General features: G+C 40.1%; 11 protein-coding genes. 8 read left to right on the top strand and 3 right to left on the bottom strand.

Annotated elements, in window-relative coordinates:
* Positions 1-197 precede the first annotated feature (197 nt).
* The gene (locus V7K84_RS08595; protein WP_334837369.1) at positions 198-1637 is read left to right on the top strand and encodes an ATP-binding protein; all 1440 of its coding nucleotides are present in this window, start codon (positions 198-200) and stop codon (positions 1635-1637) included.
* A gap of 5 nt (positions 1638-1642) precedes the next feature.
* Positions 1643-2323: a response regulator transcription factor gene (locus V7K84_RS08590; protein WP_334837368.1), complete on the top strand. Its 681-nt coding sequence runs from the start codon at positions 1643-1645 to the stop codon at positions 2321-2323.
* A 2-nt stretch (positions 2324-2325) separates the two neighbouring features.
* Here the strand turns inward: V7K84_RS08590 and V7K84_RS08585 are convergent, their stop codons facing one another.
* Positions 2326-2619, bottom strand: a complete 294-nt coding sequence (locus tag V7K84_RS08585) for a hypothetical protein (RefSeq protein WP_334837367.1) — start codon at positions 2617-2619, stop codon at positions 2326-2328.
* A 1218-nt stretch (positions 2620-3837) separates the two neighbouring features.
* Between V7K84_RS08585 and V7K84_RS08580 the strand changes: the two genes are divergently transcribed.
* The 4 genes from V7K84_RS08580 (at position 3838) to V7K84_RS08565 (ending at position 6661) form a co-directional block, all read left to right on the top strand.
* Positions 3838-4722 (top strand): WecB/TagA/CpsF family glycosyltransferase, encoded by an 885-nt coding sequence (locus V7K84_RS08580; protein ID WP_334837366.1) that lies wholly within the window; start codon positions 3838-3840, stop codon positions 4720-4722.
* A 102-nt stretch (positions 4723-4824) separates the two neighbouring features.
* Complete coding sequence (locus tag V7K84_RS08575) at positions 4825-5160, top strand: STAS domain-containing protein (protein WP_334837365.1); 336 nt, start codon at positions 4825-4827, stop codon at positions 5158-5160.
* Between the two features lie 203 nt (positions 5161-5363).
* Entirely contained in the window at positions 5364-6023 is a 660-nt protein-coding gene (locus V7K84_RS08570) for a sugar transferase (protein WP_334837427.1), read from the top strand.
* Positions 6024-6385: 362 nt separating this feature from the next.
* The gene (locus V7K84_RS08565) at positions 6386-6661 is read left to right on the top strand and encodes a hypothetical protein (RefSeq protein ID WP_334837364.1); all 276 of its coding nucleotides are present in this window, start codon (positions 6386-6388) and stop codon (positions 6659-6661) included.
* 76 nt (positions 6662-6737) lie between these two features.
* Here the strand turns inward: V7K84_RS08565 and V7K84_RS08560 are convergent, their stop codons facing one another.
* Positions 6738-7535: a hypothetical protein gene (locus V7K84_RS08560; RefSeq protein ID WP_334837363.1), complete on the bottom strand. Its 798-nt coding sequence runs from the start codon at positions 7533-7535 to the stop codon at positions 6738-6740.
* A gap of 373 nt (positions 7536-7908) precedes the next feature.
* Here V7K84_RS08560 and V7K84_RS08555 point away from each other — a divergent pair, with 373 nt between their 5' ends.
* The gene (locus V7K84_RS08555; RefSeq protein ID WP_334837362.1) at positions 7909-8355 is read left to right on the top strand and encodes a TOBE domain-containing protein; all 447 of its coding nucleotides are present in this window, start codon (positions 7909-7911) and stop codon (positions 8353-8355) included.
* 219 nt (positions 8356-8574) lie between these two features.
* On the opposite strand, the gene shc is transcribed toward V7K84_RS08555, so the two are convergent.
* The gene (shc, locus tag V7K84_RS08550) at positions 8575-10491 is read right to left on the bottom strand and encodes a squalene--hopene cyclase (protein WP_334837361.1); all 1917 of its coding nucleotides are present in this window, start codon (positions 10489-10491) and stop codon (positions 8575-8577) included.
* A gap of 177 nt (positions 10492-10668) precedes the next feature.
* Between shc and V7K84_RS08545 the strand changes: the two genes are divergently transcribed.
* Positions 10669-11934, top strand: coding sequence for a glycosyltransferase (locus tag V7K84_RS08545; protein WP_334837426.1), 1266 nt, complete (start codon positions 10669-10671; stop codon positions 11932-11934).
* Positions 11935-12082 lie beyond the last annotated feature (148 nt).

Raw genomic sequence — 12082 nt, 5'->3', positions numbered from 1 at the left:
TATGGAATCACAGCTTAACATCAGCAAAGCTTTTAGGGGTGCTGTAATATACAGGTTTTAAGTAGTATTCTAGGTAACTTTAATTAAGGTGGTAGAGATATTAGATAGTGATAGCTATTAGCTTGATACCTTTCTTAATTCATTCATCTAGGAAAGGTAATTTTTTAAACCCTCTGCATACTAGTATTTTCCTGCTAGTGTTGTATTTATTCGGACAGCAAGTCTTCAACCTCTTGATAGCACACCTAAATCATGAAGTATATGACCGGGTAACTCATGCTTTAATCGTAGGGCGAGAAGGAGAACGTCTACTCAATGCTGTGATAGATAATCAAGAAAAAGGTTTTCTAGAAAATTCCACTCAGGGACAAACTAATCCTACAGATTATCGTCAGAAGAGGCCCAGCTTCCACAACAGCTTCAACCATCTGTACAATCTCGTACAAGACAACCCCGATCAAATAAAACAACTCGATAAAATTAGATATATCTATAACCAGTGGCAAAGGGAGTTGAAGCAAAAAGCGCTTTCTGGTTCTGCGAGCAACTCTGCTCTGCCAAGAAGCACTTTATTTGATTCCTTGCACTACGAAATTAGGAAACTCATTCAGCACGAAGAGATGCTTTTGAGGGTTCGCAAAAATCGCGTACAGTATTTAAATGATATTAACACTGCGATCAATATTTTCAGCACATTAATCATTTTGTTAGGAGCAATTTTAAATCTCCAGTTATTGCATTGGCGAGTCAAACTTCCATTAAGCAAATTGACACAAGTTTGTAAACTTTGGCAAGCGGGACAAATGGAAGTACAACTCTCCCATTCTTCTCTAGATGAGATCGGGCAACTAGCTGGAGTTCTTAACGCGATCGCTGATAAGACTCGTCACCGTCAACAAAGTATTGAGGTGCGTAACCAACAGCTTGAAGATATGATATCTGCACTTTCCCACGACCTACGTATTCCTTTACTTGCCACTCGTAACACTTTAGATTGTATGCTCAAAGGAGCTTTTGGTTCAGTAAATGACACTTGGAAGGAAGTTTTTCAAGAGTACCATGAAGCTAATGAGGATCTGCTTAAGCTAGTGGAACTGCTCTTAGATATCTCCCGTTATGAAGCACGCAGCGCTTGTTTAATGTGCGATCGCCTGAATTGGGAAAAGATTTTAATTAAAGTAATTAGTCAGATAAAAGCAACATCTACACGTGAGTTAGCCTTCATTTGTAAAACTTCTCAATTGCTGCCAACTGTCTATGGTGATGAACTAGAAATTCAAAGGGTTTTACAAAACTTACTTGATAACGCTGTGCGGGTAAGTAAGCCTAACGGGGAAATTCTGATTGAGATAACGCCTGATGGAGAAGAGCGAGTGCGGGTTTCGGTGCGCGATCGCGGTTCAGGAATTGCACCGCAAGCTCAGGAAAAGCTATTCCACCGCTTTATTCAAGGACGGGGGCATCGTGGGAGAAGTGGGCTTGGTCTGTACTTGTGTCGTCAAATTATTGAGGCTCACGGAGGAAACATTGGTGTTGAAAGTTCTCTTGGAAAGGGAAGTACTTTCTGGTTTACTCTCCCAAGTGCCATAAATCAAGTTGATTGCAACGATGAACAGAATACAACCAAATATATATAGTAATAATGATACCTAATATTGACAAAGAGAAAACTGTGCGGGTTCTATTAGTTGACGATCACGCTTTAATCCGCCGAGGGATGAAAGGGCAATTTAGCCTAGAACCTGGTTTTAGTATAGTTGGAGAGGCATTGGACGGTGGAGAGGCTGTTGAATTAGCTAGCCAACTCCAACCAGATGTAGTTTTAATGGATATCGATCTACCAGTTATGGATGGGATTACAGCCACCCAGCATATAAAAAGTAATTGCTTGACTACTTGTGTTCTAGCCTTAAGTGCCTTCGACGACGATATCCAGGTCATGGGGATGCTTGCAGCTGGTGCTGATGGTTACTGTCTTAAAACCATTGAATGGGAACAGCTCATCGCTGTTATTCAATTGATACTTCAAGGTGGTGCTTATTTAGATCCTCTAATCGCTCAAAAAGTTGCTCGGATGCTTAGGTCAACCGCTGTCGTTCCCGATGTTCCTGTATCTCAGGTAATAGCGCAACCTATTCTCAGTAATCGCGAACGCGAGATTCTTAAACTTATTGCACAAGGACGCTCAAACCAGCAGATTGCAAACCAACTCTACCTCTCACTTGGAACCGTCAAGTCTTATGTACGTATGGTTCTCAACAAACTGAGCGTTGACGATCGCGTTCAAGCAGCAGCTTTAGCTGTACGCCAAGGGTTGATTTAAGCTTAGAGGAATTTATGTAAACAGTCAGATAATTCTGCCAAAGTGGTAGCCAGTGGTGAGATGTTATTCACAAGTTGTTCTGACCACAAAATGTAAGGCTGAAGTAGTTGATGCTGGAATTGCTCAGGTATGGGTAGACATAGCACCAATACATGAGGTTCAAACAAAGCGATCTCTTCCGGCGTGGGAATACAATAATATGGAAAAACTTCTGCATTTTGTTTTAGGCAATGACTGCTGACGCGCTGCACGGTCACGACATTGCTACCAACAACCATAATTCGGTGTCTTTTCATAGTCTTTTCATATCTTTAGACTTATCTGCAAATGGGAAATTCCTACTAGAAAATAGTTTTAGCGATCGTCAGCGTTGAATGGACGTAACCATAAGGCTTTGGGTGGATAAGTTGAGCTAAATCATCAGTTAAGAGCGGAAAGTATAGAAAGAATAAATATTTATTTTTTCCCAGGCAGGCTCAAGTCACGTGGCTTCTCTTCGAGACGCCAAGGGCGAACGCTCTGAATTCAAAATTCAAAATGACGCTCACAGATTCGCTAACGCTGCGCTAACAAAATTCAAAATAAATGATCTCCATAAAGAAATTTAGTTGCTCTGTATCCTTTTTGTTTTCGGTCATTGACAGATAAAGAGCATAAGCAATTAAATTGCAATCGACAAGTCCACAGACTGTCATTATTATCTGACTAGAGAAATGACGCGAGAAACAAAACTTCTCACTCGCTACTTGATTGAAATATTTTCACTCAACATATCATCTGTTCAACACTAATTATGCGTGGCAATAGTTGTTTGTTATCTTAATTTCTGTAGTTATCAAAATCTCTGATTTTTTATCTGGTGTAGTCAGTCAATCGGCGTTGAAAAACCAAGCTATGTAAAGAAATGTAAATTCATCGAATAGCTTACAAATTGGTTATTGTACGGATTTGAAAAAATTAAACATACGTTTGTTTGGTTGTGCCTAATTACCTTATTATGAAATTTAGACTATCTGTACGCTACAGCCAAACGGATAGTTAGCTGGATAATTTTATTCCTCATTAGGATACTGTATAAAAAATAATTTAAGTAGCCATCAGATAGTATTTTCTATCGGTATTTGCGTACGAAAGTATACATATAGTTCACTAAGTTTTGACTCAACCTCGTGAACAAAGTCTCAAGTCCTATCAAATCTTTGGCGTTGTATAAATGCGGTATGAATCGGCAGTTGAAACAATTGAAAAGCCGTTCCAAATTGAGTGAAATCATCCCATAATTCAGCAACACCAAATCTTTTATGGTGCTTATGCGTAGCAATGCAACTGTATTAAAAACTTTGACAGATAAAAATTGAAGTCTGGCAACAGACATTGTTCATACTTTTAGCATTTATATGGTTTGACATCACCCAAACGTAACACTCTTCTAAATATACCTGCATAAGTAGAAAACATCGGCAATGCTCTAAATTTTACTATTTCTCAACTGTAGATAGCGAACTTCAAATTATATGGCACAAAAAAATAGTCTCTTTAACATTCGCTTTGACCGTATTTTCTCATCTGAAACACTCAGTTTTTTCCCAGTACAGCTTTTCAAACATCAGAGTAAATCCTTTGAATGGAACAACAACCAAGTACAAAAGGTTAATCTCTTAAATATTGAGATTAACAATGTCTTGACAACAGAAGTTTTAGAAAATCTTAAATATGGTACTGTATTTACTCCCAATGTAGATCACATAATGAAATTGCAAAACGATCGGGAATTTCTTGAAGCTTATAAAACCGCTGATTACAAACTATGTGATAGTCAAATTTTAATATATGCATCTCGTTTCTTAGGTCAGCCCATCCAAGAAAAAATTTCCGGTTCTGACTTTTTTCCAGCATTTTATAACTTTCACAAACAAAATGAAACAATTAAAATATTTTTATTAGGTGCAGCACAAGGTGTAGCTATTAAAGCTCAAGAGAAAATTAATGCCAAAGTTCATAGAAATATAATTGTAAGCTCGTATTCACCACCTTTTGGATTTGAAAAAAAAGAAGCGGAATGTAGAAAAATAATTGAGATGATTAATTCTTCAGACGCCACAGTATTAGCTGTTGGGCTAGGCGCACCAAAACAAGAAAAATGGATATATAAATACAAAAAGCAACTGCCAAATATCAAAATATTTTTAGCAATAGGCGCCACTATTGATTTTGAAGCAGGTAATATACAAAGGGCACCAAAATATATAAGTAGTATGGGTTTTGAATGGTTATATAGAATGGTATCGGAGCCTAAAAGATTATGGAAAAGATATTTAATAGAAGGATTACCATTTTTTTGGTTAATTTTGCAACAGAAATTTCAGATTAATAAAATAACAAATGATCGAGGATCTTAAATACCTTATCAGTTAATTATCATGAAACGAGCATATGTGGTAAAGCACATAGTTTCATGCTTTTTAAAGTCAGCTTTTTAGCTAATTAAATCTAGAAAACTTATGACTCTGACACAAGAAAGGCAACCGATCGTGATTCAACCTCAGCAATGCTTAGATTTTGAGCATGGTAATACCTTAAGGGAACAGCTATCTAGCTTAGTACCTCACCCCAAACATCTTTGGGCGATCGATCTAGTCAAAGTAAATTTTATGAATAGTTCGGGTTTAGCTGCTTTACTTAAGGGGGTTTCAGCTATACGTTCGGGTTGTCGTTTGATAATTTGCAATCTGCAAGCACCTGTTCGGACGATCTTTGAACTGACTCAGATGGATTCAGTGTTTGAAATTTATGAGAATTATGATGCCGTCGTAACGATGTTCAATGCTCAACCATGAGTATTCACCGCTACTGTCACTGCAAATATCTTAAAGAACAGATTGGTTGGTTATATATTTACTTGCTGAAGCTATTAGAAAATTTTATTCTCACTTTTACTAGTTACTTAAATAAGGAAATGTACAGACTATCGAGTTCATAAACTTACCTACTGAAACTGTAATTACTCATGTCTAATACCTTTACTTCCCATCGTTTTGATATGCAAGTTCTAGATAATACCCATACTCTTCCTAAAGTTAAAGTTCCAGTTCATCCCTCTGTCATCAGTAAAGCCAAGCGACTGATTGACATCTTGGGTGCTGTTATCGGGCTATCGATTACAATATTCGTAGCAATTCCTATTGCGATCGCTATTAAGTTAGATAGCCCAGGTTCTATATTTTACAGTCAAATTCGCTGTGGTTTGAATGGGCGTCACTTCCGAATTTGGAAATTCCGGTCGATGTCAGTCGGAGCTGACCAACTTAAGCATCTAGTTAAGAATGAAGCTCAAAGCGATCGGATATTCAAAAATGAGAATGACCCCCGCATTACCTGTGTAGGAAAGTTTCTCCGCCGCACTAGTTTAGATGAACTTCCTCAGTTTTGGAACGTGCTGCTGGGGGAAATGAGTCTAGTCGGTACCCGCCCTCCCACTCCTAATGAAGTGATACATTACTCAAACCACCACTGGGAACGTTTGAATGTCAAGCCGGGTATGACTGGTGAATGGCAGGCTCATGGTCGCTCCAGTATTAAAGACTTTGAAGATATTGTTCACATGGACTTAGACTACCAACGTAAGTGGTCTATCGTTTATGATATGAGTCTCATCTTGAAAACTTTAAAAGTTGTGTCAAATAAGAGCGGTGCTTGCTAACCTACAGTTTACAGAAAAACAGTTATAAGTTTACTAAAAAATAAGCTTGCAATGGTTGCTCTAAAATTATGTAGGCAAACGCAAGTGTGTCTCTAAGAGTTGCCCGTCGTAGACATCGCAAATGAAGTATTGTCTCTGACTCAATTAGATGATTTCAGAGGTTGTTTGAAAAGTGTTTTGGTGTGACATTAGGTACTTTTAAATCCCCTCTCACCCACTTTAAAAATGGGCTAACTGGAATCAAAGATCCCCTTTAAAACGGGGATTTAGAGGGAGCTAAAACTTTTGATATCGACAACAGAACTTTTCAAACATCCTCTAATATCGAGTTTATTCAAAATTACGTTAAGGCAAGAGACGCGATGAATCGCCGTCTCTACAAAAGAATGATTATTGTAGAGACGGCGATTTATCGCGTCTTTGTGATGATTTATCGCATCTTTAGCGATTTAGAATTTTCATCAAAAAACCTTAATCGAACCCTATTATCTTATAGAGCAAAAACTTTTTCTATGTCACTGATTCACGGTGAAATTGAAAAAGTAAAACTAAGACCCCATATAGGTTTTAGCATTAGCGTTCGTGCAACGACTCCGCAGGAGTATCGCGTTGTGAAAAAATGGATAAAGTCAAGCTAAGTAAGGCGTTATTAGATTTATCGACTCCAGCGGATTTGAGCGGTTGGTTCAATAGTGTTAAAGAAAGCTGACCACTTTACTCAACTTCCTCACAATGAATTAACAGCTTTTCCATCGCTTCTGCTAGAGAAATCAACTCTGTCCAAGAGGAACCGCTAACTAAACTTTGGGCGTGAGCTAATCGGTTTCGCAACTGTTCAGCAGACTTGAGGAAACGTTCGCCAAACCGTTTTGATTTTAGTCCTAGTTGCTGGAGAAGTTCTGGTTGATTTAAAATCAACTCTCGCTTATCACAAAATTGTAGATAATCTAACAAATCCGTGGCTTCGTTTCTTTCCTGACTCTCTCGCCATAGTCTTTGAGCAGCTTCTAAGCGCTCAGGTTTAAGGACTTTTTGCCAAGAATCTTGGGGATAGTAAATCCGCACCAGCCGCAGCAAATTCATTTCTAGCAGCGTTACTAAGCCAAACAGTAGCATTCGCACGGGTGCTTTCTGCAAATCACCACAGGTAACAATACCACTTACTTGATTGCAATCTAAGACAAACAATCGCGGAGTTTGTTGCAAAATGGGTAGCAACTTTATCAGTGGGGTGGAAATGGCAATTAGTTCTTTGGGATGAAACACCCGTTGATAGTCGCTACATTTACCTTCTCTGCCTGGGATCAAACTAGAGCGTTCTACATAACCGCTAATAATATCTCCCGTCTCAACGCCAATAACATCAAAATTTTGTGCTTGCATCCAATGCAGCACTTCTTTCGCCTCCGCATCAGCTGGCATAGCTTTCAGGGGTTCTGCCACGTATTCAATGGTGATATTGTTCTCAAATAAACTCCGCAGGTCTTGAGAACGTGATTTTAGGTGTTTCATCCCCCGGCTGTGAACTCACGTTAAATAATCCTACGGCACTCACGCGATGTCTGCGACGGGCTACGCCTACGCCAGTGGAATTTTCTGTTAGATTATCCTTGCGTAAGCGTAGCTATCCCAACAAATACCATAGACCAATGTTATACCATCTTAGTTGGTATCATTTTAGTGATGATTTAGACAATTTCAAGTAACAAAATATTTCGCATCTATAAAAAAACAAATATATATGTAGTTAACTATATGAGAATAGTTGATTAGTTTGTGATAAAAATGCGGAAAATACCGACAAAAAAATGTTATTACTAAAACGACGTATCGAATTAATGCTTGGTAGAATTTTACCAAGATAACCAAAATTGATAATATTATTATGCCAAGAAAAGAACAAGGATGGGTTACATTTCAAACCTCAGAGGACGAGCGGAAGATTCTAGAGGAGTTCTGCGAACAGTCTCAACGCACTAAGACTGAGATTCTGCGGGAACTCGTGCGTAGTCTCACTCAGCAGTCCTCAACACCAATATCACCAGCAACTCAGCAAGAAAAACAGGAAGATATCTATTACACTCAAAAGCCTGACATAGAAAGTAGTATTCACAAGAAATCACTAAAAGTTAGCTCTCGCAATATTCTTAAAGGTGTGGTTAAACGAGTTGTTTATGGAGCAGTTAATAGTGAGGTTACTTTGGAAATTATTCACAAAGTAGAATTAACTTCGATTATCACCAGAGCTTCCGCAGAAGAGTTGGAATTATCTGAGGGAAAAGAAGCTTATGCAGTTATTAAATCTAACGATATTGTCATTGCTAGAGAATAGAAATACGTTGATTTTGGACGTTAGATATTAAGAGAATAAACTTTCTTCACTAAGATTTTGAAGAATTGAGTATATATAGTTGATGCGATCGCTTATGTAATATAACCCTCTTTCAAGAAACACATTCCGTGGAGTGAGAAATAGGGATAATAGCTGTTTTCGTATAAATGGAATACACGATAAGGTAGCATAGGTGTGCTACCTTACTGAAAACGAATATTAACCTTCTTTAATCGCTGCTTGATAGCGACCTAGTGCGATTAAAGGAAAGTATTGTTGATACAGATGATACTTAAGATAAAAATGACAAGGGAAGCCAGTACCTGTAAAGTCTGCCTCAAACCAAGTACCATCGGGCTGTTGAGTTGCCACCAAATAGCCAATTCCCCGCTCGATCGCATCAAGAGCTAATTTACCAGTAGCTTCACCTGCTGCTATCAACCCAATTAAAGCCCAAGCAGTTTGAGATGCAGTACTATTTCCTTTGCCTTTGAGACTGGGATCGTCGTAGCTGCGGCAAGTCTCACCCCAACCACCATCTGGATTTTGGCATCCAACTAACCAAGCTGCTCCCCGTTCTATACTTTTTTTATGCCTTTGAGGATCGATTAACGCCAAGGCTGATAAAACGCCACTGGTGCCGTAAATATAATTTACACCCCAACGACCAAACCAACAGCCTTCAGTTTCTTGTTCGCGCAAAAGATAAGTTAGCGATCGCTCCAAATTATCACTATCAATTGACAAATCACAAGCACCCAGCATTTCTAGTACCCTAGCGGTAACATCTGCGGTGTTTGGATCGATCATGGCTTTCAAGTCGCCATAGGGAATTGAGTTAAGCCAATCTTGGTCGTTATCTAAATCAAAAGCAGCCCACCCGCCTGGTTTACATTGCATAGATGCAATCCAGTTTAACGCACGAGCGATCGCAGCCTGCTTGATTTTTTCATTAGGGAGTTTCGCCAAATGTAGAGCCATCACCACCACAGCCGAGTCGTCTACATCGGGATAAAAGCGATTCTCAAACTCAAATGCCCAAGCCCCTGGTTTTCCTTGGCGATTTTTGACAGCCCAATCTCCGTAATCTAAAATTTGTTTTTGCAACAACCATTCTCCAGCCTTGACTACAGCTGGATGATCTGGTGCAAAGCCAGATTCTACTAAAGCACGCATCGCCCAAGCTGTATCCCAAACGGGTGAAATACAAGGCTGTATCCGGTAGCTATCCTCGGTTTCAATGGCAAAGTTATCAATTGCTTGCAAACCTCGTTCCACAATGGGATCGTTTCGGTCATAATCAAGACACCACAAAGCTAGCATTGAATTCAACATCGCCGGAATAATGCCGCCCCAGTCGCCTGTAGCTTCTTGGCGCTCTAAAATCCATTTTTCGGCGGCTTTGATACCTTCTTCACGGAAGGGTACTAAATTAAGGCTTTCTGCAAACTTGAAACCTTTATCGAGAGTGAGGAATAAATCTGTCCAATCACCACTTTGAGGTAATTCCCACTGGACTCGATCGACACCTTCAGCGTATAGCTCATCTAGATTGATTGCTGAGTCGGTGAGATAAACAGGTTTGCGATCGCATACAATCAACAACGGCACTGTGCTGGAACGCGCCCAACTAGACATCTCGTAGATATTGACAGGGAAAGCTTTTGGCAACAGCATTATCCAAGGTGGCAGCGAGGGAATACCGCGCCAGTTGTAGCAGCCAATCAAGGCAAGGTGTAACTTGGTAAAAATCCGAGTTTTGCTGATACCACCGCGTTGGAGAATAAACTTTCGCGCCCGAATCATCGCTGGATCGGTTGCTGGTACGCCTAGCAATCTTAGCGCCATGTAGGCTTCAACTGAGGTGCTAAGTTCTCCGCCATCACCATAGTAAAGTTCCCAACCGCCATGCTGTCGTTGCTGTTGACGCAAATATGCTGCAACTTTGTGCAAAGGTCTGGTTTGGTCTGTTCCCCAAATTTTATGTAAAAGGACGACTTCAGCAGTGATGGTGACATTAGATTCTAACTCTGCCCACCAATAACCTGCCGGATTTTGAATTGAAAGCAGATATTCTTGGCTAGCTGCGATCGCATCTGCGACTTGATTGACTTTTACCCTGTCTTGTGTTTGCATCAAATCCTGTTTAACCTCAACACCCAACCTAGTTATGAACGCGGCACTACAGTGAAAAATTTTTTTACTCTATTCAGTAGACATAGTATTGTGTCTGAGTCACTGAAAATTTGCAATAGGTCATTCTTTTTTTTTAATTTTTAATTTTGAATTTTGAATTGGAGCGAAGCGACGGTCATGGATGTAATTGTATTAGGATTGATGCTCTTATCCTTGACAATTTGGTTAGGATTACTGTGTTTTTGGGGACAGTTTTGGCGGACAGACCAGCAATTAGAGGTTACAGAAACTCAGCTACAATCGTTACCTGTGGTTTGTGCGGTCGTTCCAGCGCGTAACGAAGCTGAGTTAATACCAACTAGTTTGCGATCGCTCCTACTTCAAGATTATCCTGGTTCTTTCAACGTGTTTTTAGTAGACGATCGCAGCACAGATCGGACAGCAAATTTTGCCGAAGGGGTTGCACACGCTGTCGGTAAACCCCAGCAATTGCATATTATCTCAGGCGTTTCACTACCTCCTGGTTGGTCGGGCAAACTTTGGGCAGTTGAGCAAGGTATAAAGAGCGCGAGTTTATTTGCACCCGATTATTTTTTGCTGACTGACGCAGATATCGAACACGATCCTGGTAATCTTCGCCGACTGGTTGCGAAGGCTGTGCAGGAAGATTTAGACATGGTTTCTGTAATGGTACGACTCAGGTGTGAAAGCTTTTGGGAAAAACTTTTGATTCCAGCTTTCGTTTTTTTCTTCCAAAAACTCTATCCTTTTCGCTGGGTGAATAATCCCAACAATCCCATAGCAGGAGCCGCTGGAGGATCTATTCTGATCGCCCGTGAAGCTTTAGAGCGAATCGGAGGTATTCAAGTCATTCGTCAAGCTTTAATTGACGATTGCGCCTTGGCGATGGCTGTTAAGAAGAGTGGGGGAGCAGGGGAGCAGAGGAGCAGAGGAGCAGGGGAGCAGGGGAGCAAGGGATACAAGGAAAATAACCATACCCCATACCCAATGCCTAGTCAAGGGCGTATCTGGCTAGGATTGAGTAGCTTGACTCGCAGTTTGCGTCCTTATGACTCACTGGCGACGATTTGGGATATGGTTGCTCGTACTGCCTATACCCAACTGAATTATTCTCCATTACTACTATTGGGAACTTTGGTGGGAATGCCACTGATTTATTTAGCTCCACCTGTGTGTGTAATTCTGGGTGCAGTTTGGGGTAATTGGGCGATCGCACTTACAGGTATATTAGGATGGCTATTAATGACTTTTGCTTACTACCCGACAATCCGCTTTTATAAATGTTCTGTCTGGTTCGCTTTTAGTTTACCTGCGATCGCTTTTCTCTATACTTTAATGACTCTAGACTCAGCACTACATCACTGGCAAGGACGCGGCGGCGCTTGGAAAGGAAGAGTTTATCCCAACTCAGATAATTTATAGCTGGGATAAAATTAGATTTAAAAATTTGAATCAAGAAGCAAAAGACCTTATTCAAAATAAGATGGCTTTACGTGTTGATAATAAAAACAAGCCCATTGATTCACCGCCTAAATCATCTTTACTAGCTGAGACTTCAATAACTGATGAT

Origin of the sequence: Nostoc sp., assembly GCF_036917315.1 — a bacterium.
Lineage (GTDB): Bacteria > Cyanobacteriota > Cyanobacteriia > Cyanobacteriales > Nostocaceae > Nostoc.
The sequence above is the reverse complement of the archived record's forward strand: the minus strand, read 5'-3'. Positions and strand labels throughout refer to the sequence as shown.